This is a genomic window from Streptococcus bovismuti (assembly GCF_042436615.2).
Taxonomy (GTDB): Bacteria; Bacillota; Bacilli; order Lactobacillales; family Streptococcaceae; genus Streptococcus.
In genome coordinates this window covers 265,625-292,555 of record NZ_JBHMFR020000002.1, presented here as the reverse complement: position 1 = coordinate 292,555, position 26,931 = coordinate 265,625, and the positions used below count along the sequence as shown (strand labels likewise).

Genomic DNA, 26,931 nt, shown 5'->3' with positions numbered 1-26,931 from the left:
ATAAAATATGAATTAATAGATTCTAAATAGGGGAATAATTTAGTTCTGTAAAAATTAACTTCTACACCTACAAAGCTTATTCTGACAGACTTTATAACAGTCTAAGAAAAAAAGTAGAGATTCATACAGTATCTAGATTTTTCAAAAATTCTTTATCATCAAATATTATTAACGAAACTATCCAAACCAAATCCGATGCATTGCTTCAAAGAATTCTTTAGTTGTTTGACTATCAAGGGCTTTTATTAAAAAATTTTTTCAAATAATTGCCACCTTGGCACATAAATTCTTGCTTTCCAAATTTAAATGTGATATATTTATAACATAAAATTTAAGTGTTATATATTTATAACACAAAAAGGAGTCTATCATGAAAAAAAGTCAAAAAATGCGTGGCCTCATTGCAATGATTGCCGTAGCTCTCTTTATTGATTTTATTGTTTTATTTGGTTCTAATCTTAGTTGGGAACCCAAGTTAGTTATTACTGGTATTTCAGTGTCAGGTCAAATTATAGCTATTTGGAGCTGGCTAAATATGAAACCACGGCCTCATAAGATTCAGAAAGGTAAGGGGAAGATTATTTTTGACTTGTCTGCTAAGCTTTACACGATACTTATTTTTGCAGCAAGCATTTTTTATACAGTAGGGATTTGGGTTGCGACCCCAAGCGTAAGTTCTGGTATTAAAGAATGGATTATGGGAATTGGCCTCGTTATTGAATTGATTTTATTTGGTTTTTTCTGTTTGAAAAATGTCAAGGAAACTCCGGACGAACGCTTTTATGCTAATTTAGCCAAGGCAGCTAGCTTGATGTTTGTTTTTATACTAGGCGCACTGATGATTCTAGCAGTTATCATTGGGTATATGGGGGCTCTCACTCTTTACATGGGCCAAATATTTATTAGCATAGCTGCCTTGATTAGCATCTTTGCGGTTGTCTATTTTATCTTGGAACGTAGAGGATAAGCATGGCCAAAGAAAGCAAAATTATTACTAATCTCAAATCTGTTCGTGAGTCCACAGGCATGACCCAGCAGGAGTTAGCCGACCTCATCGGCATGCGACGCGAGACAATTCTACACTTGGAAAATAACCGTTACAACCCTTCTCTGGAAATGGCTCTTAAAATTGCTCAAGTTTTTAATCTGAAAGTAGAAGACCTCTTTGAACTCAGACAGAAAGAGGAAGCATAATTCTTTTCGAGACCTAGTATTAAGTTCATTGATTAATTAGGAAGTAAAGCCAAAAGAAAAAATCCTTTGAAAATGTGCTCTTTTAAAATATAGTAATTCTTTCGAATTAACGTTTACTAATTGTGATTCTTTACGAACTTTCTTAAGATCTGGTTTCCTACATACTTCGAGTACACTTATGGTATTGATACCCCTAAACAAGCGACTTTCTGGTTGGCTTCCTCTTAAACTGTCTTGTCACTAACATTTGAAATCCACTTCCTTTTAGGGTACAATGGTAGAAATGAATTTTTGAGAGGATCAGAATGAAAAAACTAGCAACCCTTCTTTTACTGTCCACTGTAGCCCTAGCTGGATGTAGCAGCATTCAACGCAGTCTGCGTGGTGATGACTATGTTGATTCTAGCTTGGCTGCTGAGGAAAGCTCCAAAGCAGCAGCACAATCTGCCAAGGAGTTAAACGATGCTTTAACAAACGAGAATGCCAACTTCCCTCAACTTTCTAAGGAAGTTGCTGAAGATGAAGCCGAAGTGATTCTCCACACAAGTCAAGGGGATATCCGTATTAAACTCTTCCCTAAGCTAGCTCCTTTAGCAGTTGAAAACTTTCTCACTCATGCCAAGGAAGGCTACTATAACGGCATTACCTTCCACCGTGTCATCGATGGCTTTATGGTCCAAACTGGAGATCCAAAGGGAGATGGTACAGGTGGTCAGTCCATCTGGCATGACAAGGATAAGACAAAAGACAAGGGAACTGGTTTCAAGAACGAGATTACTCCTTATCTCTATAACATCCGTGGTGCTCTTTCTATGGCCAATACTGGTCAACCAAACACCAATGGTAGCCAGTTCTTCATCAACCAAAACTCTACAGATACCTCTGCTAAACTCCCTACAAGCAAGTATCCAAAGAAAATCATTGAAGCCTACAAAGAAGGTGGAAACCCTAGTCTAGATGGTAAACACCCAGTCTTTGGTCAAGTGATTGACGGTATGGATGTTGTAGATAAAATTGCCAAAGCCGGAAAAGATGAAAAAGACAAGCCAACTACTGCTATTACTATCGATAGCATCGAAGTAGTAAAAGACTACGATTTTAAATCTTAAAAACCAAAAAAATACAGTATCCACATTCGGTACTGTATTTCTTTTACTCTCATTCTTAAGTTAAATTATTAAAATCCCATATTTGGTCCATCCAGCCTTCATAAAAGTCTGGTTCATGGCAGACCATAAGGATAGATCCCTTGTATTCTTTGAGGGCACGTTTGAGTTCATCCTTAGCATCCACATCCAAATGGTTTGTCGGCTCGTCCAACACTAAAACGTTGTTTTCACGATTCATCAAGAGACAGAAACGAACCTTGGCTTGTTCCCCACCTGACAAGACCTGAATTTGGCTTTCGATATGCTTAGTTGTCAAACCACAACGAGCAAGGGCTGCACGAACTTCTGCTTGGTTGAGAGCTGGAAAGGCATTCCAAACAGCCTCTAGTGGTGTTTGGCGATTACCGCCTTCTACTTCCTGTTCAAAATAACCGAGTTCTAGGTAGTCACCGCGCTCCACTTCCCCAGCAATAGGCGGGATAATTCCCAAGAGAGACTTCAAAAGAGTTGTTTTCCCGATACCATTTGCTCCAATAATGGCAACCTTTTGATTGCGTTCAAAGGTAAGGTTTAAGGGCTTGGTGAGTGGACGGTCGTAACCAATCTGTAAATCCTTAGCTTGGAAAATAAAGCGCCCTGGCGTACGAGCCGGTTTGAAATCAAATGATGGCTTTGGTTTCTCACTTTGCAGTTCGATAATATCCATCTTATCCAATTTCTTCTGGCGGGACATGGCCATGTTTCGTGTTGCAACACGCGCTTTGTTTCGAGCCACGAAGTCCTTGAGGTCCGCAATTTCTTTTTGCTGACGTTCGTAGGCTGCTTCTAGCTGAGATTTCTTCATAGCATAGACTTCTTGGAACTGATAGTAGTCACCAGAATAACGCGTCAGCTGTTGATTCTCCACATGGTAGACAATATTGATCACGTCGTTCAGGAATGGAATATCGTGCGAAATAAGTACAAAGGCATTCTCATAGTTTTGGAGATAGCGCTTAAGCCAGTCAATATGCTCAGCATCCAAGTAGTTGGTCGGCTCGTCTAGAAGCAAGATATCAGGCTTTTCAAGGAGAAGTTTAGCCAAAAGCACCTTGGTTCTTTGCCCACCTGACAAAGAAGTTACATCCGTATCCATGCCAAAGTCCATGACACCAAGGGCACGCGCTACTTCGTCAATCTTGGCATCCAAGATATAAAAATCACGACTCTCCAGACGGTCTTGGAGTTCTCCCACTTCTTCCATGAGAGCATCAACATCCGCTCCATCTTCAGCCATTTCCATATAAAGGTCATTGATACGAGCTTCTGCTTTAAACAGCTCATCAAAGGCTGTACGGAGAACATCACGCACCGACTGTCCTTCTTCCAAGACAGAATGTTGGTCTAAGTATCCAGCAGTCACATATTTGGACCACTCAACCTTCCCTTCATCTGGCAACATCTTACCAGTCACGATGCTCATAAAAGTTGATTTTCCTTCACCATTAGCACCGACCAGACCGATATGTTCTCCTTTGAGAAGACGGAAGGAAACATCTTCAAAAATTGCACGGTCACCAAAACCGTGACTCAAATTTTTAACTTCTAAAATACTCATTTTAATTCCTTATCTTGTTTTTATGTAATTGTTTATATAGGAACCAAGCCAGATAGCCACCCAAGGTATTGGTCCACAAATCATCAATTTCAAAGACGCGATTAAAATCAAAGAAAAAGTCCAAGACTAACTGCGTACACTCGATTCCAAGGCTCACTAGAAAACTAAAAAGTAGCACCTTTTTTGTTTTCCGCAAGTTTGGAAGGAGATAAAGGAGTTGGAACACCAAAGGAAAAAGCAAGAAGACATTGAGGATATTTTGTAAAAAAATCCAAGATAATTGTCCCACATCACTCACTTGGCCCAGTTTCCAGAGAGAATTGAAAGGAGTCAAAAGAAAAACCAGGCGTCCAAGATGCTGAATACCTGGAGTTTCCACTCCCACGGGAGAATGTCCTTGAGGAGTAAAGCAAAAATAGACAATGCAAATGCTATAGAAAATGACTCCCCATACTAAAATATGATTATAAGTTTTCTTCATCATTAAGGATTGACTGCTGCGACTGCTTTCTGGCGGTCACGTTTCATTGTGTTAGAGCGCAATTGTCCACAAGCTGCATCAATATCTGTACCATGTTCTTGACGAACCACACAGTTGACCCCCTTTTTCTTAAGCGTATCATAGAAAGCCATCACGCGCTCTTTAGGACTACGGCTATATTGGTCATGCTCACTAACTGGGTTGTAAGGAATCAAGTTTACATAAGACAATTTCTTAATATTCTTGAGCAATTCAGCTAACTCAAGGGCCTGTTCAACACCATCATTAACTTCATTTAGCATGATATACTCAAAGGTCACACGACGATTTGTTGTCTCAATGTAGTACTCAATAGCTGCAAAGAGTTTTTCAATCGGAAAGGCACGGTTAATCTTCATGATGCTTGAACGCAACTCATTGTTAGGTGCGTGAAGGGAAACGGCAAGATTGACCTGAACTCCTTCATTAGCAAAATCACGAATTTTATGGGCCAAACCTGAGGTTGAAACCGTAATGTGACGAGCACCGATGGCCATTCCTTTGTCATCGTTGATAGTACGAACAAAATTTAAGACATTGTTATAGTTATCAAAAGGCTCACCGATACCCATGACAACGATATGGCTGACGCGTTCATCCTGACCACGCTCATCAAAGTATTTCTGAACCAGCATGATTTGCGCTACGATTTCACCGTTATTGAGGTCACGTTGTTTCTTAATCAAACCAGAGGCACAGAAGGTACAACCGATATTACAGCCAACCTGAGTGGTCACACAGACTGATAAACCATAGTGTTGACGCATAAGTACTGTCTCAATCAACATACCATCAGGTAACTCAAAGAGATATTTGACCGTACCATCAGCAGACTCTTGCACGATACGTTGTTTCAAGGGATTGACCACAAACTGGTCATTAAGCTTAGCAATCAAATCCTTGGAAAGGTTGGTCATTTCTTCAAATGACTGGACACGTTTACGGTAAAGCCATTCCCAGATTTGATCTGCACGGAATTTCTTTTCTCCCTGCTCCAATACCCATTCCTGCATGGTTTGACGCGTTAAACTATAAATTGACGGTTTCATTTCTTCTCCTTATTCTCTACTCACTTCTGACGAATGACAAAATGACGTTGTCCCTTGTCCTCTTTCTGAGAATGCTGGTCTTTCTGACGACGTCTATTTTTCTTATCTGCATTCGGTTTTCGTTTGGTTTGAGTCGGTTTCTTTCCTTTTTTAGAAGGTGTTTCTTCTTCCTTCTTACGTATTTTCTTGTCAAATGATGCTCGCTTAGGCGCTTCATTTTCTAGAACAAAATAGGCACAACCATAACTACAATACTCTAAAAGGTAGTCTTGTAAACGACTGATTTTTTCAAGTTTTTCTTCTGTTCGATCATCCTTGTAAAAACCTCGTAGGCGAAGCTGTTCGTTGCTCCAGTCTCCCACGATATAATCAAACTTGGTTAATACTTCTGAAAAACGCTGATTAAAAGCCGTCACATCAAAGGCATCTTTGATATTTTCCACCAAGGAAAAAGCGATCCCTTCCGTTTCTACCTTGTCCCCATGTAAATGGAACTCAGGACCAGGAAACTTGTTATAGTTGTATAATTCAGGTGCAATTTCTTTTCGCATAGATATCCTTTTTCCACGATTACTTAATACTTTATTCTACCATAATTTCTAGCAGTTAGCACGTTTCTCATAAAAATGAAAAAAGTCTGACGATTTTGTCAGACCAAAATAATATAACCTTAAAAAGAGAAGAACAATTCTTCCCTCCAACTATCATTATTTAGCTGCTGCGTACAATTCATCTACTTTGTTCCAGTTGATTACTGAGAAGAAAGCTTTGATGTAGTCAGGACGCACGTTGCGGTATTTCACGTAGTAAGCATGTTCCCAAACGTCCAAGCCCAAGATTGGTTTTTTACCTTCTGAGATTGGTGTGTCTTGGTTTGCTGTTGAAGTCACTTCAAGTTTACCTTCTTTGTTGACAACTAACCATGCCCATCCTGAACCGAAACGAGTTGTTGCTGCTGCAGTGAAGGCTGCTTGGAATTCTTCGAATGAACCAAATGTTGCATCGATTGCTGCTGCAAGTTCTGCTGAAGGAGCTGTTTTCTCAGGAGTCATCAATTCCCAGAAAAGAGCGTGGTTCAAGTGTCCACCACCATTGTTGATAAGCGCTTGACGTATATCAGCTGGAATAGATTCTACATCAGCAAGCAAGGCTTCAAGGTCTTCACCAATTTCAGGGTGTTTTTCAAGAGCTGCATTAGCATTGTTGACATAAGTTTGATGGTGTTTGTCATGGTGCAAGTGCATTGTTTCCGCATCGATGTATGGTTCCAAAGCGTCGTATGCATATGGAAGATCTGGTAAGATAATAGCCATCTGTAATACCTCTTTTTCTTTCTATATGAAAATGATAACGCAAACATTCACTTTTTTCAAGTTTTTTGCTTATAGATAAGGAAATCACTGAAATACTTTCTAATAATACTCTTCGAAAATCTCTTCAAATCTCTTCAAAGTCGCCTTGTCATACGTATGGTTACTGACTTCGTCAGTTCTATCCACAACCTCAAAACAGTGTTTTGAGCTGACTTCGTCAGTCTTATCTACAACCTCAAAGCAGTGCTTTGAGCAACCTGCGGTTAGTTTCCTAGTTTGCCTCTTTGATTTTCATTGAGTATAAAATAAGCAAATCAGCAAGAAACCCACGACAAGATAATTTTGACGCGGGTTGTAGTTTCAAAAAAATGTCAATTGACCTGACTAGCAATCTGTAGGAGTGCCTTTTCAAAAAGGAAACCTTTTTCATAAAGACCTGTTTTAATCTGATAGTCTGTCTCAATCAAATAGGAAATAGCTTGCTTCAAAAAGCTCAAGGAAAGTCCTCTTGAATCTCTTAGCGCAAACTTGATTTGATAGGGATTCGGGGTGCGTCCTAGATAACTACCTAAACTACTTGCAATCTGCGCTTCTGTTTGCCCAGACTCTGACAAAATTTTCACCTGAGTAAAAGTACGAAATTGTCCCATCATGACAGCTATGAGCTTAATTTCATCTTCACCTTGCAAGGTCAAGTCTCTAACTAAATCGCGCGCCTGGTCCATCTTTTTAGTCAGAATAAACTGTGTTAAATCAAAAATATTGTCCTGTAAGGTCTTGGGAATAGCGTTGACAATATCCTCCTCCTCGATAACAGAATCTTCCTTATAGGACTGTAAAAAAAGGAGATTTTTCTGGATTTCGCTAAATTGAAAACCCGACTTGATGAGGAGATTTTCAAAAGAATGATTAGTAAACTGCAAACCTTGTTTCTGACTCCACCTTTGAAAATACTGGTGCAGTTCTTGTTCTTTAACTTCTACTGCATCAAAAACCTTGGCATCACGCTTAAGTAATTTAACCAACCGTCTTTTGCTATCCAGCTTTCCTTCTGCAAAGATTATCAACTTGGTTGTTGGTGAAGGATTGTCAAAGTATTCCTCAAATGACTTGAGCTCATCATCTGTCAAAAAGCGCTTTTTAGCAGTTGTGATATCGACAAAATGATCTAATATCACGATTTTCTCATCCGCAAAGAAAGGAAGACTGACCAACTCCAGTTCCACATCCTTGTAAACTACTTCTTTCATATCAAAGTAGGCAAAGTTGAGGTCGGCAGAATCATAACCAATCTGTTTCAATACTTGACTCTTCATAACTTCAAACTGACCCTGATCTGTCCCTGTAAATAGGCTCAGACTAGGTAAATTTGATAAAGTCAACTTCTGACTTTCTTCAATGGCTAGCATCTTCTCTCCTTTCTTCTGATTTTTTAATGAATTTAATCAATATAGCGCAATTTCCCACGGAAATCTTCTAGGCTTTCGTACCCTTTTTCCGCCATGATTGCTTTCAGTTCATTGGTAATACGATCAAAAGCACCAACTCCTTCTTTGTGAAGGGTAGTTCCCACCTGCACCATACTCGCTCCACAGAGAATATGTTCAAAGGCATCACGACCAGTCAACACGCCACCTGTTCCAATGATTTGAATTTGAGGATTTAAGCGTTGATAAAAGGCATGAACATTAGCTAGAGCAGTCGGTTTGATATACTCTCCACCGATGCCACCGAAACCATTTTTAGGACGAATAACGACAGACTCATCTTCTATATAAAGGCCGTTTCCGATAGAGTTGACGCAGTTGACAAACTTAAGAGGATACTTGTTGAAAATAGCTGCCGCTTGGTCAAAGTGAACAATATCAAAATATGGTGGCAATTTAATTCCCAGAGGTTTGGTAAAATAGGCAAATACCTCTGCCAAAATCCGGCCAGTTGTCTCAAAATCATAGGCAATCTGAGGTTTACCTGGAACATTTGGACAGGAGAGGTTTAGTTCAGTCAGACCACGAAACTCACTCTCTTGGACTTTTTTCAAAATAGTATGGGTTTCCTCTGGAGACATACCAACTAGAGATAAGAAGAAAGTCCGGTTCGGCTCTTTTTCCTGCAGATCCAAAAGATAGTCCAAATAATAGTCTAAGCCATTATTTGGCAAGCCCATAGAGTTGATGGAACCAAGTGGAACATCTTGATAGCGTGGCTCAGGATTTCCCTGACGGAAGTCCAAGGTCGCTGTCTTGGTCACAAAGGTTCCTGCCGCTGAGTTTTTAACCCCTTCTAGCTCCTCTATCGTCATACAAGCCACACCCGCTGCATTCATCAAGCAATTGTCAAACTCAAAGCCAGCTATTTGTGTTTTCGTTGATACCATGATTCTGATCCTCCAGATTCCTTTTATTGCTAATATTATACCATATTTTCACATTTTCTCTTTGAGAAAGATATTTACAAGAAAAACGTTCGTTTTTATCTGTTTTCTAAAAGTTCTAAAACTAAATTGATAGAATTTTTAGAAAATTTTTGTTTTTCTCTTTACAGTTAAAAAAAATTCTGCTATAATGACACACATAATTAAATTAGAATTTAAGGAGAACGATATGACATCTGCTAAAGAATATATCCAAAGCGTGTTTGAAACTGTAAAAGCTCGTAACGGGCACGAGGCTGAATTCCTCCAAGCTGTTGAAGAATTTTTCAACACTTTAGAACCTGTATTTGAAAAACACCCTGAGTATATCGAAGAAAATATCTTGGCACGTATCACTGAGCCAGAGCGCGTGATTTCTTTCCGTGTTCCTTGGGTTGACCGTGATGGAAAAATTCAAGTAAACCGTGGTTACCGTGTTCAATTCAACTCAGCTGTTGGACCATACAAAGGCGGACTTCGTTTCCACCCAACTGTTAACCAAGGGATTTTGAAATTCCTCGGATTTGAACAAATCTTCAAAAACGTCTTGACTGGACTTCCAATCGGTGGAGGTAAAGGTGGATCAGACTTCGATCCTAAAGGTAAAACAGATGCTGAAGTGATGCGCTTCTGCCAAAGCTTCATGACTGAATTGCAAAAACACATCGGACCATCACTTGACGTACCTGCTGGTGATATCGGTGTTGGTGGACGTGAAATTGGTTACCTTTACGGTCAATACAAACGCCTTAACCAATTTGATGCGGGTGTCTTGACTGGTAAACCTCTTGGATTTGGTGGTAGCTTGATTCGTCCAGAAGCAACTGGTTACGGTTTAGTTTACTACACTGAAGAAATGCTTAAAGCAAACGGTAATAGCTTTGCTGGTAAGAAAGTGGTCATTTCAGGTTCTGGTAATGTAGCTCAATACGCTCTTCAAAAAGCAACTGAACTTGGTGCTACTGTAATCTCTGTATCTGACTCAAACGGCTATGTCATCGATGAAAATGGTATCGACTTCGATCTTTTGGTTGATGTTAAAGAAAAACGTCGCGCTCGTTTGACTGAGTATGCAGCTGAGAAAGCAACTGCTACTTATCATGAAGGTTCTGTATGGACTTACGCTGGAAACTACGATATCGCTCTTCCATGTGCTACTCAAAACGAAATCAACGGTGAAGCTGCTAAACGCTTGGTTGGTCAAGGAGTTATCTGTGTCTCTGAAGGTGCCAACATGCCAAGCGACCTTGATGCCATCAAAGTTTACAAAGAAAATGGTATCTTCTACGGACCTGCCAAAGCTGCCAACGCTGGTGGTGTAGCCGTTTCAGCCCTTGAAATGAGCCAAAATAGTCTTCGCCTCTCATGGACTCGTGAAGAAGTTGATGGACGTCTCAAAGACATCATGACAAACATCTTTAACACAGCTAAAACAACTTCAGAAACATACGGTCTTGATAAAGACTACCTTGCAGGAGCTAACATTGCTGCCTTTGAAAATGTAGCAAATGCTATGATCGCACAAGGTATTGTTTAAGAAATATGCTAAAAACCTCAATCACTACGATTGGGGATTTTTAGGTTGAGTTAAACGGTTGGAAAATTATAGCATATTGAGTCTAGAATAGTACACCATGACTGCTAAAACATTTCTAGAAATTAATTTGACTTTCCTAATAGATGTATTCATATCTTATTTCAATCTACTATACTTACTCGCCCCATTTTATCCCCTTTCGGAGAAATAGAAAAACCCTGCCAAATTAATTTTTGGTAGGGTTTTTGGTAGGAAACTAAATTAATTTATCAGTTTCTAAAATGTGTTCACAATTCTAAAAGGCTGATACTATAGTATTCCGAATTCTAATTGGTATATGCCTCTTATTTAAGAGTAACTGAAGCTCCAGCTTCTTCCAATTTAGCTTTGATTTCTTCAGCTTCTGCAGTTGCAACGCCTTCTTTAACAAGTGCTGGTGCACCATCAACAAGTTCTTTAGCTTCTTTAAGACCAAGACCAGTGATTTCACGTACAACTTTGATAACGCCAACTTTTTTGTCGCCTGCAGATGTCAATTCAACGTCGAATGAATCTTTAGCAGCACCAGCGTCAGCAGCACCAGCTGCAGCAACAGCTACAGGAGCAGCTGCAGTTACACCAAATTCTTCTTCGATAGCTTTTACAAGGTCGTTCAATTCAAGGATTGAAGCTTCTTTAATTTCAGCAATAATGTTTTCAATGTTCAATGCCATTGTTATTTCCTCCAAATATGTTTTAAATTTATAATAGATTTTTCGTAGCTAGGCTACGCTGCGTAGCTTAAGATTAAGCTGCGTCTTCTTTGTTGTCTGCAACCGCTTTGACTGCAAGAGCAACGTTGCGCACTGGCGCTTGAAGTACAGAAAGGAGCATAGAAAGAAGTCCTTCGCGGTTTGGAAGAGTTGCAAGAGCAAGGATCTCTTCTTTAGATGCGACAGCGCCTTCGATTGCACCACCTTTGATTTCAAGTGCTTCAGCGTTTTTAGCAAAATCGTTCAAGATTTTCGCTGGTGCGATAACATCTTCGTTAGAAAATGCTACTGCAGATGGTCCAACAAATACTGATGCAAGATCTTCAAGACCAGCTTTTTCAGCTGCACGACGCAAGATTGAGTTTTTAATCACTTTATACTCAACTTCGCTTCCACGAAGCTCACGACGAAGAACTGTATCTTGCTCAACTGTCAAACCACGAGCGTCTACAACGACGATAGATGCAGCAGCTTTCATTTTTTCAGCTACTACGTCAACTAGTTCCGCTTTTTTAGCAATAATTGCTTCACTCATTAGTGTGTTCACCTCCGTTATTATTTTGCTTGGGGAATTTTTCCAAAAGAAAAACGCGCCCAAACCTAGACACGAAAGTACAATACGCTTCTTTTTACATGATACGTTTTGTCCTCGGTAGGATACTTATGAGTCGAGCTCCCCTACTGTCTTAGGCAGTTTTTTCAAACCGTATATAAGTATAGCATAGTCAAAAAAAGAATGCAAGATTTTTGCAAACTTTTTTTAAAATTTTTCGTGATTGTTCTTTTACAGTTCTACTGTCAGGACTCGGCCTTGCTTCACAACCTGTTCTCCGGCGATATAAACATCATCTACATCACTGGATTTAACAGCATAAACCAGGTGAGATAGCATATTTTCTTTGGGTTGGAGATGAATTTTTCCCTGTGGTTGAATAACCAGAAAATCTGCTTGCTTGCCAACTTCCAGACTTCCTATCTGTTCTTCCATTCCTAGGACCTTAGCCCCTTCGATTGTCAGTGCCTTAAGAGCTGTTTCGATTGGAAATTGGCTAGCATCTCCGCTCTTCATTTTCTGTAGTAGTGCGGCTGTCCGTCCTTCCTCAAACATATCTAGATTATTATTGGAAGCAACCGAGTCAGTCGCAATTCCGACTGCTACACCTGCTTTTTGGAGTTGGATAATTGGAGCAATTCCTGAGGCCAGTTTGAGATTACTGATAGGATTGTGGGCGATAGCCACTTGAGAGGTTGATAAACGTTCAATTTCTCGCTCGTTTAATTCGACCCCGTGAGCAAAGACAGACGGATGCTCTAAGTAACCCAGTTCTTCTAGAAAGGCGAGTGGACGTTTACCGTATCGTTTCAGGATAATGCCTGATTCCTCCTTGGTCTCCGCAACATGGATATGGATTGGAATATTCAGTTCTTTCGCCATATCTAAGCTCGTTTCCAGCAAATCTCTACTACAGCTGTAAGGAGAGTGAGGAGCTACCATAACCTTGAAATTTGGATTTTCATATCCTAAGATTTCCTCGATGATGCCTCGTGTTCTAGTAATGGTCTCAGTAGTTGTTTCTGCCTCTGAAGAAAAGAGGGTCGGTGAGAAATAACAACGCATCTTAGAATCTTTCACTGCCTGATAAATCCGCTCAATATCCACACCATTGGGATTATACATATCATTAAAGGTTGTTGTTCCTGACTGGAGCATCTCTGTCAGAGCTTCTTTGACCGCCTTGGTAGTCATGTCGGGAGTAAACTCAGCTTCTGCTGGCCAGATATAGTCATTGAGCCATTCATGAAGATTGCTATCATCTCGAATCCCCCTCAAACCTGTCATAGCAGAATGAGTGTGACAATTAACCAAACCAGGCATGATCCAGGCTCCCTGATAGTCTATAATCTGCTCAGCTTGCTCTAAAATCTCTGACTTCTCTTGACCGATATACACGATTTGAGAATCCTTAACAGCTAAGATTCCATCTATATAGACATGGAAATCTTGATCACAAGTCACGATATTTACATGCTGAAAGACTTTCATACTAGGCTCCTTTTCTAAAAGACAATTTAAAGTGAACAATTTTTCTAGCTATTGTAACAAAAAAGTCACCCGAAGGCAACTTTTTTTGTCCATAAGATTTCAAAGTAGAAAGGATTAGTCAGAGCTAAAAGCTGCAGCTTGTTGCATTTGGTAATACTTGCCCTTTCGAGTCATGAGATTCTGATGATTGCCATACTCAACGATGTCACCATCCACCAAGACTAGAATCAGATCCGCATCTTGAATGGTTGACAAACGGTGGGCGATGATAAAACTTGTGCGCCCCTTCATGAGCTTAGCAAAGGCATCCTGAACCAGCACTTCTGTCCGTGTATCGATAGAAGAAGTCGCCTCGTCTAAGATAAGAATCTTTGGAATAGCCAGAAAGACACGCGCAATGGTCAAAAGTTGAGCCTGACCGGCAGAGAGAGATTCACCTGCATTTTCTAGCTTTGTATCATATCCCTGTGGCAACTGTTGGATGAAAAAGTCTGCGTTGGCTGCTTTGGCTGCAGCAATCACCTGCTCCCGACTGGCTTCAGGATTTCCAAAGGCAATATTGTCATGAATGGTCCCTTGCTTAAGCCAGGTTTCTTGGAGCACCATACCAAACTGCTGGCGTAAAGAGGCACGACTATAGTCATAAATGGATTTCCCATCCAGCAAGATATCTCCCGAGTTAATGGGATAAAAACGCATGAGGAGATTAATAAGGGTTGATTTTCCAGCACCTGTCGGACCAACAATAGCTACCTTGCTACCAGCTGGAATATCAATAGATAAATCCTTAATCAAAATCTTTTCAGGATTGTAGCCAAAAGAGACATGTTTAAAGGAAATAGCTCCCTTAACTTGGTCACTGGTCAAGACTGCCTTGCCTGTTTCAACCACCTCAGGACTTTCTAAGACAGCATAGACACGCTCTGCACAAGCGAGAGCACTTTGCAACTCGGCCAAAACTGAAGAAATATCGTTAAAGGGCTTGGTGTACTGCTGGACATAGTTCAAAAAGGTCACTAAACGCCCGATGGTCAAGGTGGAACCCATCATGATACGATAAGCCCCTACCCCAGCTAGAAGGGCATAAATGAGTGCATTGACAAAGCGAGTCGAAGGATTAACCGTTGAGGAATAAAAGATGGCTGATTGAGAATAACCTGCGTAGTGGTCATTAGCCTCTCGCAGCCTTTGGATAAACTCTGATTGAGCATTAAAAGATTGAATAATAGTCTGCTGGCTAAGAGATTCTTCGATCAACTGAGTTTGAATTCCCCTTGTCTCTGTTTGTTTTTGGAAGAGATGATAGGATCTCTTGGCAATAAAGCGCGAGATTACCATAGACAGTGGCGTCAACAGCAAGACTAAGAGGGTCATGAGGAGATGAATTTGGAGCATGGCTAGAATACTAACCAAAATCATCAAGACGCCAATGAAAAATTGGTTAAAAATCATGGTCAAGCCAGCTGCCAACTGTTCTATGTCTGTAGTTACACGACTGACCATTTCTCCACTGCCTTGCCGGTCCACGAAAGCAATCGGTAATCGATGGAGCTTATGGATGATTCGCTCTCGCAAGTCTTTGGTATAAGAGAAGATTAGGCGATTATAGAGGAGAGGATTGACCCATTGAACTAGGGTATTTCCTATGACTACCAAGATCATCTGAATGAAAATTTGCAAAAAAACTGATGATGAACCAGCCACTAGGACTTGGTCGATGACCTGCCCAATCAAGATAGGTAGGTAGATTGATAAACCAACCTGGGCAATAGTTCCTAGAAAGGCTAGGAAAAGGAGGAAGGGATGGCTTGCTAAATCCTTGGCCAAACGTTTAAGCGTCTGGTTTGCAGTTTGTCGTCTCATGCTAGTCCTCCTTTCCATGTTGGGATGCATTGATTTCACGATAGACTTGACTGGATTTCATCAAGTCCTCGTGCTTTCCGATAGCTAAAAGCTCACCTTTTTCCAAGAGGAGAATCTGGTCAGCCATCTGTAAAGTCGAGGTTCGTTGAGAAATCAAGATTAAGCTTGTATTTGGTAAGTTCTTTCGGATAGCTTTCAAGAGTTTAGACTCGGTAATGGTGTCAAGGGCCGAGGTCGCATCATCTAGGATGAGAAATGGAGCTTGGCGCAAGACTGCTCGAGCGATCGACAGTCTTTGTTTTTGTCCTCCTGAGAAATTTCTCCCTCCTGCCTCAACTAGGGCATCCAAGAACCCTTCCTTTTCACTGACAAAATCCTTAGCTTGCGCAATCTCCAAGGCCTGCCAGAGTTCTTGGTCAGTTACTTCTTGGTGTAAACCTAGAGTCAAGTTGGAACGAATGCTTCCCTTAAAGAGTTCGACTTTTTGGGGCACATAGGCAATCCAGGACCGCCACTGCTCTAAATTACGAGGACTAGATTCATCTCGATAAAGGTCAATGCTCCCCTTGTCTACTGGATAAAGACCAAGTAAGACTTGCGCCAAGCTTGATTTACCAGAACCCGTTCCCCCAATGATACCAAGGATTTGCCCTTGCTTCATATCAAAGGAAATGTCTCTCAGAGAAGGCTGAGCCGCATCAGGATAGGTAAAGGTTAGTTCTTGAACTTGTAAAACCTGATCACTGGTAGCTTGCTTTTGTTCTAATTCTGAATGAATATCTTCTGGAGCTTCGGCAAAGACTTCCTCAATTCGCTTAGCTGAGATATAGGACTGGTTGAGAGAATTTATCAGCATAGCTAACTTGACCAATTCTACCAAGATCTGTAAGAGATAGTTGATGAGGGCAATGAGGGCACCCTGACTAAGTAGACCTCCTTGAATAGAAATATATCCCTGCCAGATAATGACGAGGAGAGTTCCATTGACAATGAGATAGGTCAGAGGGGTTAATAAACTAGACCAGAAACCTGTTTTTTCTTGTAATCTAGCATAGACTTGGTTAAGGGTTTGAAAAATCTGTAACTCTCGTTTTTCTTGCCCAAAAGCACGAATAACTCGCATCCCTTGTAATTGCTGGCGCGTTTCTTGAACCAATTGGTCCGTTTTCATTCTGAGACTGCTGTAGAGAGGATTGACCAGTCGAGAGAGGCCTACAATGATAATGGTCAAAATGACAACCATGACTAAAAACCAGAGAGTCAACTCAGTTGAGATGCGATAGGCCATAAAGATGGCCCCAAAAACGATAATAGGTGCTCGCAAAAAGAGACGCAGGAATTGATTGATACCAGTCTGAATCTGGTAGGTGTCCGAAGTCAAGCGAGTCACCAAGCTCGAAGTTGTCAAACGGTCTCTGCTGTCCTTAGGCAATGAAAGAATATGACGATAGAGGTCGTCTGTCAGTTCTTTGGCAAATCCTACCGCTGCCTTGGCTGAGTAAAACTGAGCTATCAAGGCCACTACAACGCCAATCACTGCAAAGATAAGGAGTAGACCAATCTGCATCCAAAGATGTCCTTGATTTCTCTGAGGCAAGGATTGGTCAACAATCCCAGCAATCACCATGGGAACCAAGAGCTCAAAAACAGCTTCTAACAGCTTGAACAAGGGGGCTAAAATTGATTCCTTGATGTAGGGTTTGAAGTAAGATAATAGGTGTTTCATAAATCCCTTCTATTCGTATTCTAGAAATAAAGAAAGTGGGAAGCGCCCACCATCTCTGTTTTATTTGTTTAAGTAAGGCAATAAATAGCCATATCCTGCCTCTTCCATTTCATCCTTGGCCACAAAGCGTAAAGATGCAGAATTGATACAGTAACGGAGACCACCTAACTCCCGAGGCCCATCTGTGAAAACATGCCCCAAGTGAGCATTACCTGACCGAGAACGAACCTCGATACGTTCCATTCCATGGCTCATGTCCTTGTAATAATGAATCAATTCCTTGGAAATCGGACGGCTAAAACTTGGCCAACCACATCCTGAAGCAAACTTATCCTTGGCAAAAAAGAGTGGCTCACCCGTCGTGATGTCTACATAAATCCCTTCTTCAAAGGTTTGGTCATAGGCATTGCTAAATGGAGCCTCTGTAGCAGCTTCTTGGGTGACACGATAGGACTCTTCTGATAAACTGTCCTTCAACATTTCTTGACTAGGTTTTTCATAGTTTGCTGCATCAATCAATGGCTTATCAGCATCGGTCACATCGATATGACAATAACCAGAAGGATTCTTCTTAAGATAGTCTTGGTGGTAGTCTTCAGCCAGAATGTAATGACGTAGTTTCTCCACCTCTACCGCAATCTTTCGACCCAGCATACGTTCCTGCTCCTGCACCACAGTGTAGATAGCTGGTAAATCTGTTTCATCTTGGTAATAAATCCCAGTTCGATATTGGCGACCACGGTCATTCCCTTGTTGATTGATGGACAAGGGATCGATGACTCGAAAATAATAGAGCAAAATCTCTCTGAGTGACACTGCCTTCTCATCGTAAATCACTTGGACCGTTTCTGCATGGTCTGTTTCCTTGAGCAATTGGTAATTGGTCGTTTCGACTTGCCCATTAGCGTAGCCGACACTAGTTGCTAATACTCCAGAAATTCGTGAAAAATATTCCTCTAGGCCCCAAAAACAACCACCTGCTAGATAAATTTCTGCCATCTTTGTTTCTCCTTTATCAAGTTTTTAACTAGACTTCTTTTCAAAAAAAGGATAGGAAGCCCTCTGGTCAAGTGGTTTCCCCATCCTGTCTTCTATTTTTTATTTTGCTTCGACACGGACACCTTGGGTATCAACTTTCAAGTCATGCAGTTTTCCTTTGAAAGGTTGCTTTTCCAATTCTGCCTTAATCCTTGGCATCTTTTCATGAGAAGCCAGAACCATAACTGTCGGCCCAGCACCAGAGAGGTAGGTTGCATAGGCACCATTCTCTTTGGCTACTTGCTTAATCGTCGCAAATTCTCTCACCAAGTCCTGACGGTAACGCTCGTGGAAGAGATCTCCCTCGATTGCTTGGCCAGCAGTCACCATGTCTCCTGCCAACAAGGCCGCAACAGCCACATTGGCAATTGAACTGGCCGCAACAGCTTCCTTGTATGACAATTTTTTAGGCAAGACACCACGACTGTCTCGAGTACGCAATTCATAGTTTGGAATGTAGGCAAGGAAATCACACTCTGGGAAGTCTGCTACGATAGCAGAAACTTGCCCTTCAACGGAACTTGCAATAACGAGATTACCATAAATAGCTGGAGCCACATTGTCAGGATGTCCTTCGATCTTGGTCGCCAACTGCAATTTTTCATGGTCTGACAAGTTGAGCTGGCCCAGTTGGTTGGCTAGCTCAATCCCAGCAACAATAACCGAGCTGGAAGAACCCAAACCACGCGCCAAGGGAACATCACTGGTCATTTTCAAGCGTCTTGGTTGCAAGTCCGGTACAATTTGCAAAGCGATTTTGAGCAAGAGATTACGCTCGTCATGTGGAATCCATTTGCCAATCTGGTGTTCAATCAACCACTCTTCTCGTTCTTCGCAGACCTCGATTTGAAGATACTTGGTTACAGCCACACCGACCGAATCAAAACCTGGTCCAATATTGGCACTGGTTGCAGGTACAATAATTTTCATCTTATTCTCCTAGCACTTTGAAGGTATTCAAAAGGTCAAATTCTGAAACCTTCTTCAATTCAGCTGAGACATTTTCAAGCTGGGCTTTATTAATCTTGTGTGTGATGATCACAACACGCGCCTTGTCACCCTCTTTGCCATCTTGAAGAATTTGCTTGAAGGAAATATCTTGGGCATTGAAGATTTCAGCAAGTTTCAAGACCTGACCTTTTGAGTCTGGAGCCAAGATTGAGAAGTAGTAATTAGCTTTGACATCCTCTGGATTAGCCAAGACCAAGTCACGACTGTATTCGTTGAAGTCTTTGCCAATGGTTCCATCATTCAAGCGACGAACAATACGGACAATATCGGCTACAACACTTGTTGCAGTTGGTTTTTGACCAGCACCTGGTCCGTAGTACATAGACTCACCGATACCGATAGACTCTACAAAGACGGCGTTCATTACCCCATTCACACTAGCAAGTGGGTGCGCTTTAGGAAGGAAGGTTGGTGTTACTTCTGCAGCAATACCTGAAGGAGTTTCCTCGATAGAACCAACCAATTTCACTACATAACCAAGGTCTTGGGCTACAGCCACATCTTCTGGTGTGATATTGCGAATCCCCTTGTGGGCTACATCATCAAAAGCAACCTTCATACCAAAGGCAAATTGGCTCAAAATAACCATCTTGTAGGCTGCATCAATCCCATCTACGTCATTTGTCGGATCGCTTTCTGCAAATCCTAGACGTTGCGCTTCCGCAAGAGCATCATCATAAGACCAGCCTTCTTCCACCATCTTGGTCATCATAAAGTTAGAAGTTCCGTTGACTACTCCAAGCACGCGCGTGATTTTATCAGACGCTAATGAATTTGCTAAAGTACGAAGAATTGGAATACCACCAGCTACTGCTGCTTCGTAATAAAGTGCTACCTTATTAGCTTTAGCGATTTCTAACAATTCTGCTCCATGGACAGCCAAAAGGTCCTTGTTAGCAGTAACAACGTGTTTCCCAGCTTCCAAGGCACGAGTGATAAAGGTCTTAGCAGGTTCGATACGACCCATTAATTCCACTACGATCGTAATGTCTTGGTCTGACAAAATGTCATCCACATTGGTTACAAAGTTAAAGTCATTTCCTGCAGCAAGCAAGCGGTTCTTTTCATCTTCATCCTTGACCAATACCTTAGCAACTTCAATATCTGAATGTGCTGATTGATTGATTTTTTCTCCATTTTCCTTTAGGAGGAAAGGCACACCACTTGCAACGGTACCAAATCCTAGTAAAGCAATTTTAACTGTCATGTTTATCTCCTCGAAATTTTCTAATATAGCCATTATAACAGAATTTTGTGAAAATTCCTATTATAGTAAATCACTATTTCAGTCTAAAAAAGAAAAAACGAATCAGATGATTCGCTCTTCTTAAAATCTGGAAATAGCTTTCCAGAAAGGATTATCCAATCTTTTGCAGATTGAGCACTGCGTCGTGATTCATCAAGACTTGACCATACTCCTGCAAGACTGAGCGACTGATATCACTATCGTCTGCAAACTCGCGCATACGAGCCAACAACCAAGCTGGATATGGACTTGGATGATTTTCAATATCCACTAAAATAGTCAAATAATAGCGCTCATTCATCTTGTAGAGTTCAGAAGTTTCCATCTCAAAAGTCACCGTCTTGGCAAAAGCTACCAAGTCAGCCAATTTTGCAAAAGAAAGGATGTAGTAGATGTAAGGCTCTTTCTTGCTCTCAGCTTCTTGTTCAGCCTGTTCCTGCTCTTCTTCCTTGGCTTCGACTTGCTCTAGAGATTGAATCGCTTCGATATCATCCTTGGTTTTGTCTGCGATGCTTTTTTCCAAGGTTTTGATAAATTCATCAGGCGACATTTGAGCCAATTCTTCCATGTCTGGTAAATCCGATAAGTCTTCAAAATCTAGATTTTGGTCAATCTTTGATTTGGTTACAAAGACATCGACCTTATCAGGTTTTGGAGTCACACGGAAACTCAACATGCCTGTATCCAGAAAGCTCTCAGGCATCTCTAACTCATCCAAGATAGCATAAAAGAACTCTTCTGTTTTTTCTTGAGGAACGAGAAAGTCAGCAATCTCCATTCCTCGATCCATCAAATCCTCTAAAGACATCGTGATTTTTAAAGTTGTATCACTGATTTGTTTCATTTTCATTGCTAGTAACCTCATACTTTCAGTTCTATCTATTATACTAGATTTTTACGATTTTATCAAAAGAAGACTCCTCTATCAGGCTAGAATTTCCCTAGGGTCTTTCTGTAAAAGCTTCTAAACGGAAATCTCTGCTGACAAATAGAAAAAGCCTTCAAAATCAAACTTCTCGTCTGACTTTGAAGACCTGATACATTAGAATTCTTATAATTTAAAGGTTGCTACACCCAGGATAGAACGATTTAAGTTTCGAAGGATTTGAAGACTTTGCTCAAATTTCTTATAACGAGTTACTCCGTATTCTTCAACAAGAAGGACTGTATCTCTTTCCAAAAGAGATGGTACGTCCTGTAAATCTACAAAATGCATTCCTTTTAAAGCCTCTTGATTTTGTTTCAATTTATCTAGGATAGCTTTATTTGAGCTAACGATAGTCAACTCTTGACCAGCATTTTTGTATGACAAGACATCTGCTAGGTTAGCAATTGTTGTAATCTCTGTTACAAAATCAATTTGATACTGAGAAAAATCACCTGCTCTATTGATTGTTGGATTAAAGAGATAAACCAATACATTTCCCATCACAACCAAAATCACACAGACAACCCCAATAACTACTAAACGAAGAATTAGATTTTTCACGTTTAATCCAAGCGCAGTCTCACCGTTTGCATTCAATTCTTTAGAGTTGATGGTTTCCAATTTTTCAATTTTCACGTTTGCATAGGTATTTTTAAATTTATCAACCAGTGCATCAATCTTTTTCTCTAACAAGTCATTGGCATCTTTACTTGGTGTCAAAATTTTCACACCAACCCCTGCATCGTCAATCATATAGTAGACGGTCAATTTTTTCCACCAATAGTCACTTGTAGAATTTTTCAAAGTTGTCTCTGTAGTATCCAATTCACTGGCAATTTTTTTCAACTCATTCGGTTCTACATCATTGAAAAGATATGCTCCATTCAAATTCCCATCAATCAATTTTCCGTAGAAATCACTATAACCACCAATTTGATGATTCAAAATCGTTTTAGCTGAATCTTCCGGAGGTGTGATTTTATAGCTAATATACGTTGAATAACTTGTTGTGTCCTTGACAGTGTTTTTATTCTTAACTGCTTTAATTGTAAATGGTATAGCAATGAGAGCAAATAAAGCGATGAGAGCTAAAATATTTGCTTTTCGTTTTTTGTAAAGATTTGCAAATAAATCAGCTACTGAATAATGTTCAAACATGATTTTTTTCTCCTTTGTTTAGTAGATACTGGTTCTCTTTTGTAAGCATTTTCGCTACGAATATAATCACAAGAACAATTCCCCAGAATTGCATTGTAAATAAATTGAAGAAACTTTCTGAAAAGCTACTTCTTGGCATAAAGAATAGATTATTCAAGATGAGTAGGGACAAGGCAAATAGGATTGTTCTTGAACGATAGGCTACTTGCAGCATGGCTATGAATAACATACCTAGTAAGAGACTAAGTAGAAAGACTCCTATCATACCATAGTCGGTATACAACTCCATAATATAGCTACTTCCGATACCATGTCCTTTCAAGTATTCCTTGTTCAAAACAAGATAGGACAAATTGTGGGCATAACTATTACTATCGATAGCTAGCTCAACACTATTGGTTGTATGTTCAAAAGCTTTTCCTCCGAAAATGGCCCCCAAGCTTCCCCTTGCAAAATAATCAAGGACAGGACCAAAAGTAAAATTACGGAAATCTCTATAAGGTAGGCTACTGTTAAATAGAAAACCTCGAGCCAGAACGCCAAAACTGGTTCCTTGTTTATAGATAAAGTCAAGCAAGATATCCCAGAAACCTGTATGGGAAACCTGGACATTATCCCGTACATAATTGAGCACTCCCATCGCTAACATGAGAATAGGAGAACCTACAAAAATCGCTAACTTTTCTTTAAACCCAATCCATTTTCCTTTTTCAGTTTGCTCCCGCATAAAGTAATAAACAAAAGCAAATAGAATACTTAAAATAAAGGGATTTCGTGTCCCGATTGCCAAATGAATAGTATTAGCTGCAATGAAGGATACTAACACTGCTGTTGCCTGCCATTTCTTTGGCTTGGTGGCCAGATACATACACATTGCGTAGACCGTAAAGGTAGACAAGATGTAGGTAATATAAGGCAGTTTACTTTCAAAGTTTGCATAGTAGGCATAGTAGGAAGTCTGCAAGCGATACAGGAGCCGTTCAAATAACCGAATGAAATAGAAAGGATAGGTTAGAAGAAAAACTCCTAGCGATACAAAGCGCAACCGCTTGATATAAACCTCTTTTAGAGAACTTCCTATCTTGGGTACTTTAATTTGCTTCCTAGCTATAAAATAACGAGCCAGGATGCCTCCTGTCGTCAAGCCCAGAATCGAAACCATGACAACTATAAAGGCAAAACGATAGGCTACCGGATGATAGGTATCCAAAGCACCATCTCTAAAATAATCAATGGTTGGCCTTGATACCAAAAAGACAAAAATGGTTAAAAAGAAAATAAAATGAATGATATAATACTTGATATCGTTCCAACAAGCAATTAAGCTACTAACCAGTAAGAACAATAAAGTAGAAAGCAAGCTAACATTGTTATTATTAAACAGGTACACAATTCCACTTACTAGCGTCAAGGCGTAGCTGACTATGGTCAAACTAAATAATAATCGTTTTCCATCAATCACTCGCTCACCCCCGTTCTAATGTAATTTTTTAGATTTTTCAATATTTTTCAGTAATAAGAATCGGTATAAGGAAATATTTAGGAATAGAGCCAAAGCACTAATTCTTCTGCCCTTACGGAAAATAGGATTCCTAGCAATAGCAAAGGCATGGCCTTTTAAAAAACGATGAATCTGGGAATAGGCTTCAAACTGTTTATACTGATCATCTAGCAACATCTTATCCAGAATAAAGAAGTGGGCATAGGCCAATCTGAAAAAAGCAACCTCTTTCAAATCCGGATAGTTTTTCACAACTTCATTGTAAAACTTTTGGTAGATATCAATATAGGCTAAATCCTTCTCTGCATAGGGTTTAGTCGTAATACTATCCCCTCTATGGAAATAGTAATAATAGGGTTTGGTATTAACAACGTACTTCTTAGCCAACTTGATTAAATCAAAATGATAATAAGCATCTTCGTAAATCAATCCCTTTGGAAAGGATAGGGCAGTTGCAATCTCTCTCTTTATTAGCTTATTGCAGATCGTTCCAGGTATTTTTTCACCTATGAGGTATTCCTTTAGAAATGTTTGAGAATCACAGACAAAATAGTCATCCTGATTGGTTGATTGTGGGCTTTCATCATTAGCATAGACATTCATGACACCACAGCTCGAAACATCCGCATCTTCTTGAATTAATTGCTCATATAAACTATGAATCATTTCTGGATGGATATAATCATCTGAGTCAATAAAAATCAGATAATCTCCGTGAGCCTGCTTCTTTCCATCGTTTCGTGCTTGCGACAAACCTTCGTTCTTTTTATGAAGCACTGACACCCTATCATCTTGTTCAGCGATTGAATCACACAAGCGACCACTTTCATCCGTTGCTCCATCATCAACAAGAATGATTTCCAGATTCTGATAGGTCTGCTTCTGAATGGAAGCTATCGATTTTTCTAAGTACTGCGCCACATTATAGACTGGCACAATCACACTGATTAATGCAGTTTCCATGCTACTCCTCTAATAGTTTTTCTACTTGTTCGATTTGTTTGGCAATTGTGAATTGTTGAATGAATTGGCTAGCCTCATTGACATCAAAGTTTGAGTCAGAGGTCATGTAGTTCGTAATTGCCTGAGCTGCCTCTTGATTGCTCTCAATGATTTGTCCGAATCTTCCTTCTTGTGATAGTTCCTCAGCCCCTCCGACATCCGTAGAGACAAAAGGAAGTCCCAGACTCAAGGCTTCCACATACACTCCAGGAAAACCTTCTTGTTTAGACATAGACAAGAGAACCTTCATCTGAGATAAATACTGATAAGGATTTTTTTGATAACCAAGGAAATGTACATAGTCTTCAAGCTCATATTCTTTAACTCGTTTTTTCAGTTCCTCTTCCATATCCCCAGCCCCGATAAAATAGAGATGATAGTTTTTTCCCTCTTGGTGTAATAATCGTATCACTTCCACCACACGGTCAGAACCCTTATTTTCCTCAATCCGTCCGATAGTACAAATACTTTGAGGCGCAATCTCGATATCGATTTTCTCTTGAGATTTTTCTAAAATAGTCTTAAAATCATATCCATTGTAGACTGTCTGTAATTTCGAAGCATAATCTGGATAGACTTCCTTGATAGAATTGCTGGTTTTATTCGAAATTCCTACAATGGTATCCGCAGCATCCAACTGGCGTCTATGTGATTCTCTTTTGGAGCTATCCTTAAGAAATTCTTCGATACTTCCATGAATCCAAGAGATTTTCTTGACTTCTTTTCTTTTAGAGAACAAAAGTGGAGGATTCATAATGGTAAAGGAAACTTCAACATCATAGTCATCTTTCACCAGCAAACGACGGGTCAGTCTTGGAAAATAAATTCTCATCCTCCACAAAAGAGCTCGTAACCATCTAGCTTGGCGATAATCCTGAAGGGATTTTAAAATGCGTACATGCTTGGGAACAGATTCGTATCCCTTATCAAAATGTTCCATTTCAAGAATATCAATATCATACTTTTCTGGATCTAGATTTGAAACAATGGTAGATAGAATCTTCTCTGCGCCACCCCCGAGAGAAAAAGACCACATAAAAAATAATATTTTTTTCTTAGCCACCATATTCTCCCTTGTATTCTGTATAAGACTTATCCATATCAGCGATGACAGCATCATGATGTGGTAGCTGCTTATCTGCTGGTGGAGGTGTCATATAATCACCAAAAGCAGTGCTGAGATAGGCATCGTAGCCAACTGGAATGGGCATCTCTGTCTCTTCAAATGGCAAGAAAAGATTATCTTCAAAAGATGCGATTGGGTACTTATTTCTCATGTAGCCAGGCCCTGAGCATAACTCCGTGATTCCATCGCTCTCAGCCAGACTGTACTTGGTCATTTCTTTTTCAGCTTTTTTCCAAATATGATAACGGAGAGATTTTGGCGTCAAACCGAGTAAAATGCGACTCCCCCATTTCATAAGTGCGCCATGCTTTTCTGGAACAGTTTGAGCACAAAAGAGTGAATAAATCAATGCCCAACGAACCTGTTTTTTCCGCTCAGCTGGATTTTTAGGATAGTAATCCAAAGGCAAAACATCCAAGGCCAGACCATGTGGCAAATCCAAATCCTGCTGATAAGGTTTGATACAGGTCGTTTCCTTATCACGAATGGTAATAAAAAGATTGCGGTCGACAAAATCCTTGTTACTCTTTGACAAGAAATAACGCTCATCTGCATAACGAGGCCATAATTCTGCTAATTTTTCATAGTCCTTACGGGGCATAAAAAAGTCTAGGTCGTCGTCCCAAGGAATAAACCCCTTGTTTCGAAGGGCGCCAATAGCACCTCCTCCACAGAGATAACAAAGCAAATCATGTTCCTTGCAAAAAGCCACAAAATATTCAGCCATCTCCAGACTTCGAGCCTGAATTGCTTTTAAATCAGTCATATTGTTCATTATTCTTTCTATCGTATCGTTCCATTATA

At 40.2% G+C, this 26,931-nt stretch carries 25 protein-coding genes and 1 other annotated feature; of the genes, 4 read left to right on the top strand and 21 right to left on the bottom strand.

The genetic code is table 11. The annotated features are described in order from the left end of the window. The first annotated feature begins 370 nt into the window (after positions 1–370). The 3 genes from ACERDH_RS04370 to ACERDH_RS04360 all read left to right on the top strand — a co-directional run bounded on the left by ACERDH_RS04370 (position 371) and on the right by ACERDH_RS04360 (position 2,303). Positions 371–967, top strand: a complete 597-nt coding sequence (locus tag ACERDH_RS04370) for a hypothetical protein (protein WP_386680601.1) — start codon at positions 371–373, stop codon at positions 965–967. 2 nt (positions 968–969) lie between these two features. After that, positions 970–1,194 carry a helix-turn-helix transcriptional regulator gene (locus ACERDH_RS04365; RefSeq protein WP_001041097.1) on the top strand — a complete coding sequence of 75 codons (225 nt, stop codon included), beginning with the start codon at positions 970–972 and terminating at the stop codon, positions 1,192–1,194. 305 nt (positions 1,195–1,499) lie between these two features. Beyond that, on the top strand, positions 1,500–2,303 hold the full coding sequence (locus tag ACERDH_RS04360) for a peptidylprolyl isomerase (protein WP_386680597.1): 804 nt from the start codon (positions 1,500–1,502) through the stop codon (positions 2,301–2,303). 55 nt (positions 2,304–2,358) lie between these two features. Here ACERDH_RS04360 and ACERDH_RS04355 read toward each other — a convergent pair whose 3' ends face one another. The 7 genes from ACERDH_RS04355 to ACERDH_RS04325 form a co-directional block, all read right to left on the bottom strand. Then, complete coding sequence (locus ACERDH_RS04355) at positions 2,359–3,900, bottom strand: ABC-F family ATP-binding cassette domain-containing protein (RefSeq protein WP_386680594.1); 1,542 nt, start codon at positions 3,898–3,900, stop codon at positions 2,359–2,361. 1 nt (position 3,901) lies between these two features. Further along, a complete protein-coding gene (locus tag ACERDH_RS04350) occupies positions 3,902–4,384 on the bottom strand; it encodes a VanZ family protein (RefSeq protein ID WP_084862391.1) in 483 nt (160 codons plus the stop codon). Continuing rightward, on the bottom strand, positions 4,384–5,469 hold the full coding sequence (gene rlmN, locus ACERDH_RS04345) for a dual-specificity RNA methyltransferase RlmN (RefSeq protein WP_000804762.1): 1,086 nt from the start codon (positions 5,467–5,469) through the stop codon (positions 4,384–4,386). Before rlmN ends, ACERDH_RS04350 begins: the two co-directional genes overlap by 1 nt. A 20-nt stretch (positions 5,470–5,489) precedes the next feature. Then, positions 5,490–6,020 (bottom strand): YutD family protein, encoded by a 531-nt coding sequence (locus ACERDH_RS04340; RefSeq protein WP_218493872.1) that lies wholly within the window; start codon positions 6,018–6,020, stop codon positions 5,490–5,492. Between the two features lie 156 nt (positions 6,021–6,176). Further along, entirely contained in the window at positions 6,177–6,782 is a 606-nt protein-coding gene (gene sodA, locus ACERDH_RS04335; RefSeq protein ID WP_000974733.1) for a superoxide dismutase SodA, read from the bottom strand. 371 nt (positions 6,783–7,153) lie between these two features. Next, on the bottom strand, positions 7,154–8,191 hold the full coding sequence (holA, locus tag ACERDH_RS04330) for a DNA polymerase III subunit delta (RefSeq protein WP_386680587.1): 1,038 nt from the start codon (positions 8,189–8,191) through the stop codon (positions 7,154–7,156). Positions 8,192–8,223: 32 nt separating this feature from the next. After that, positions 8,224–9,159, bottom strand: a complete 936-nt coding sequence (locus tag ACERDH_RS04325) for a dihydroorotate oxidase (protein ID WP_386680584.1) — start codon at positions 9,157–9,159, stop codon at positions 8,224–8,226. 226 nt (positions 9,160–9,385) lie between these two features. Here ACERDH_RS04325 and gdhA point away from each other — a divergent pair, with 226 nt between their 5' ends. Continuing rightward, positions 9,386–10,732 (top strand): NADP-specific glutamate dehydrogenase, encoded by a 1,347-nt coding sequence (gene gdhA / locus ACERDH_RS04320; protein WP_386680581.1) that lies wholly within the window; start codon positions 9,386–9,388, stop codon positions 10,730–10,732. 344 nt (positions 10,733–11,076) lie between these two features. Here the strand turns inward: gdhA and rplL are convergent, their stop codons facing one another. The 14 genes from rplL to ACERDH_RS04250 form a co-directional block, all read right to left on the bottom strand. Next, positions 11,077–11,445, bottom strand: a complete 369-nt coding sequence (gene rplL / locus ACERDH_RS04315; RefSeq protein WP_001196965.1) for a 50S ribosomal protein L7/L12 — start codon at positions 11,443–11,445, stop codon at positions 11,077–11,079. Positions 11,446–11,518: 73 nt separating this feature from the next. Continuing rightward, complete coding sequence (gene rplJ, locus ACERDH_RS04310) at positions 11,519–12,019, bottom strand: 50S ribosomal protein L10 (RefSeq protein ID WP_001287273.1); 501 nt, start codon at positions 12,017–12,019, stop codon at positions 11,519–11,521. Between the two features lie 38 nt (positions 12,020–12,057). After that, positions 12,058–12,193 (bottom strand) — a sequence feature (ribosomal protein L10 leader region). 75 nt (positions 12,194–12,268) lie between these two features. Beyond that, positions 12,269–13,528, bottom strand: coding sequence for a TRZ/ATZ family protein (locus ACERDH_RS04305; protein ID WP_000862482.1), 1,260 nt, complete (start codon positions 13,526–13,528; stop codon positions 12,269–12,271). Between the two features lie 114 nt (positions 13,529–13,642). Then, entirely contained in the window at positions 13,643–15,391 is a 1,749-nt protein-coding gene (locus ACERDH_RS04300) for an ABC transporter ATP-binding protein (protein ID WP_386680575.1), read from the bottom strand. A gap of 1 nt (position 15,392) precedes the next feature. Next, positions 15,393–17,117 (bottom strand): ABC transporter ATP-binding protein, encoded by a 1,725-nt coding sequence (locus tag ACERDH_RS04295; protein ID WP_386680572.1) that lies wholly within the window; start codon positions 17,115–17,117, stop codon positions 15,393–15,395. Positions 17,118–17,177: 60 nt separating this feature from the next. Then, positions 17,178–18,116: a peptide-methionine (R)-S-oxide reductase MsrB gene (gene msrB / locus ACERDH_RS04290; RefSeq protein ID WP_386680569.1), complete on the bottom strand. Its 939-nt coding sequence runs from the start codon at positions 18,114–18,116 to the stop codon at positions 17,178–17,180. A 99-nt stretch (positions 18,117–18,215) separates the two neighbouring features. Next, positions 18,216–19,085 (bottom strand): homoserine kinase, encoded by an 870-nt coding sequence (gene thrB / locus ACERDH_RS04285; protein ID WP_386680566.1) that lies wholly within the window; start codon positions 19,083–19,085, stop codon positions 18,216–18,218. A gap of 1 nt (position 19,086) precedes the next feature. Next, positions 19,087–20,373 carry a homoserine dehydrogenase gene (locus ACERDH_RS04280; protein WP_203213356.1) on the bottom strand — a complete coding sequence of 429 codons (1,287 nt, stop codon included), beginning with the start codon at positions 20,371–20,373 and terminating at the stop codon, positions 19,087–19,089. Between the two features lie 151 nt (positions 20,374–20,524). Further along, positions 20,525–21,262: an adaptor protein MecA gene (gene mecA / locus ACERDH_RS04275; protein ID WP_045606088.1), complete on the bottom strand. Its 738-nt coding sequence runs from the start codon at positions 21,260–21,262 to the stop codon at positions 20,525–20,527. Positions 21,263–21,463: 201 nt separating this feature from the next. Then, positions 21,464–22,498, bottom strand: a complete 1,035-nt coding sequence (tarQ, locus tag ACERDH_RS04270; RefSeq protein ID WP_386680562.1) for a teichoic acid biosynthesis protein TarQ — start codon at positions 22,496–22,498, stop codon at positions 21,464–21,466. Beyond that, positions 22,491–23,960 carry an O-antigen polysaccharide polymerase Wzy family protein gene (locus ACERDH_RS04265; RefSeq protein WP_386680559.1) on the bottom strand — a complete coding sequence of 490 codons (1,470 nt, stop codon included), beginning with the start codon at positions 23,958–23,960 and terminating at the stop codon, positions 22,491–22,493. Before ACERDH_RS04265 ends, tarQ begins: the two co-directional genes overlap by 8 nt. A gap of 15 nt (positions 23,961–23,975) precedes the next feature. Continuing rightward, positions 23,976–24,962 (bottom strand): glycosyltransferase family 2 protein, encoded by a 987-nt coding sequence (locus ACERDH_RS04260; protein ID WP_386680556.1) that lies wholly within the window; start codon positions 24,960–24,962, stop codon positions 23,976–23,978. A gap of 1 nt (position 24,963) precedes the next feature. Next, positions 24,964–26,067, bottom strand: coding sequence for a glycosyltransferase (locus ACERDH_RS04255; RefSeq protein WP_386680553.1), 1,104 nt, complete (start codon positions 26,065–26,067; stop codon positions 24,964–24,966). Next, a complete protein-coding gene (locus ACERDH_RS04250; RefSeq protein WP_386680550.1) occupies positions 26,057–26,902 on the bottom strand; it encodes a LicD family protein in 846 nt (281 codons plus the stop codon). The genes ACERDH_RS04255 and ACERDH_RS04250 overlap by 11 nt, the downstream gene beginning before the upstream one ends. Positions 26,903–26,931 lie beyond the last annotated feature (29 nt).

Excerpts from the sequence above, each read along its gene's own strand:
- ACERDH_RS04370 (WP_386680601.1), top strand. The coding sequence starts at position 371 with ATGAAAAAAAGTCAAAAAATGCGTGGCCTCATTGCAATGATTGCCGTA.
- ACERDH_RS04365 (WP_001041097.1), top strand. The coding sequence starts at position 970 with ATGGCCAAAGAAAGCAAAATTATTACTAATCTCAAATCTGTTCGTGAG.
- ACERDH_RS04360 (WP_386680597.1), top strand. The coding sequence starts at position 1,500 with ATGAAAAAACTAGCAACCCTTCTTTTACTGTCCACTGTAGCCCTAGCT.
- ACERDH_RS04355 (WP_386680594.1), bottom strand. The coding sequence starts at position 3,900 with ATGAGTATTTTAGAAGTTAAAAATTTGAGTCACGGTTTTGGTGACCGT.
- ACERDH_RS04350 (WP_084862391.1), bottom strand. The coding sequence starts at position 4,384 with ATGATGAAGAAAACTTATAATCATATTTTAGTATGGGGAGTCATTTTC.
- rlmN (WP_000804762.1), bottom strand. The coding sequence starts at position 5,469 with ATGAAACCGTCAATTTATAGTTTAACGCGTCAAACCATGCAGGAATGG.
- ACERDH_RS04340 (WP_218493872.1), bottom strand. The coding sequence starts at position 6,020 with ATGCGAAAAGAAATTGCACCTGAATTATACAACTATAACAAGTTTCCT.
- sodA (WP_000974733.1), bottom strand. The coding sequence starts at position 6,782 with ATGGCTATTATCTTACCAGATCTTCCATATGCATACGACGCTTTGGAA.
- holA (WP_386680587.1), bottom strand. The coding sequence starts at position 8,191 with ATGCTAGCCATTGAAGAAAGTCAGAAGTTGACTTTATCAAATTTACCT.
- ACERDH_RS04325 (WP_386680584.1), bottom strand. The coding sequence starts at position 9,159 with ATGGTATCAACGAAAACACAAATAGCTGGCTTTGAGTTTGACAATTGC.
- gdhA (WP_386680581.1), top strand. The coding sequence starts at position 9,386 with ATGACATCTGCTAAAGAATATATCCAAAGCGTGTTTGAAACTGTAAAA.
- rplL (WP_001196965.1), bottom strand. The coding sequence starts at position 11,445 with ATGGCATTGAACATTGAAAACATTATTGCTGAAATTAAAGAAGCTTCA.
- rplJ (WP_001287273.1), bottom strand. The coding sequence starts at position 12,019 with ATGAGTGAAGCAATTATTGCTAAAAAAGCGGAACTAGTTGACGTAGTA.
- ACERDH_RS04305 (WP_000862482.1), bottom strand. The coding sequence starts at position 13,528 with ATGAAAGTCTTTCAGCATGTAAATATCGTGACTTGTGATCAAGATTTC.
- ACERDH_RS04300 (WP_386680575.1), bottom strand. The coding sequence starts at position 15,391 with ATGAGACGACAAACTGCAAACCAGACGCTTAAACGTTTGGCCAAGGAT.
- ACERDH_RS04295 (WP_386680572.1), bottom strand. The coding sequence starts at position 17,117 with ATGAAACACCTATTATCTTACTTCAAACCCTACATCAAGGAATCAATT.
- msrB (WP_386680569.1), bottom strand. The coding sequence starts at position 18,116 with ATGGCAGAAATTTATCTAGCAGGTGGTTGTTTTTGGGGCCTAGAGGAA.
- thrB (WP_386680566.1), bottom strand. The coding sequence starts at position 19,085 with ATGAAAATTATTGTACCTGCAACCAGTGCCAATATTGGACCAGGTTTT.
- ACERDH_RS04280 (WP_203213356.1), bottom strand. The coding sequence starts at position 20,373 with ATGACAGTTAAAATTGCTTTACTAGGATTTGGTACCGTTGCAAGTGGT.
- mecA (WP_045606088.1), bottom strand. The coding sequence starts at position 21,262 with ATGAAAATGAAACAAATCAGTGATACAACTTTAAAAATCACGATGTCT.
- tarQ (WP_386680562.1), bottom strand. The coding sequence starts at position 22,498 with ATGTTTGAACATTATTCAGTAGCTGATTTATTTGCAAATCTTTACAAA.
- ACERDH_RS04260 (WP_386680556.1), bottom strand. The coding sequence starts at position 24,962 with ATGGAAACTGCATTAATCAGTGTGATTGTGCCAGTCTATAATGTGGCG.
- ACERDH_RS04255 (WP_386680553.1), bottom strand. The coding sequence starts at position 26,067 with ATGGTGGCTAAGAAAAAAATATTATTTTTTATGTGGTCTTTTTCTCTC.
- ACERDH_RS04250 (WP_386680550.1), bottom strand. The coding sequence starts at position 26,902 with ATGAACAATATGACTGATTTAAAAGCAATTCAGGCTCGAAGTCTGGAG.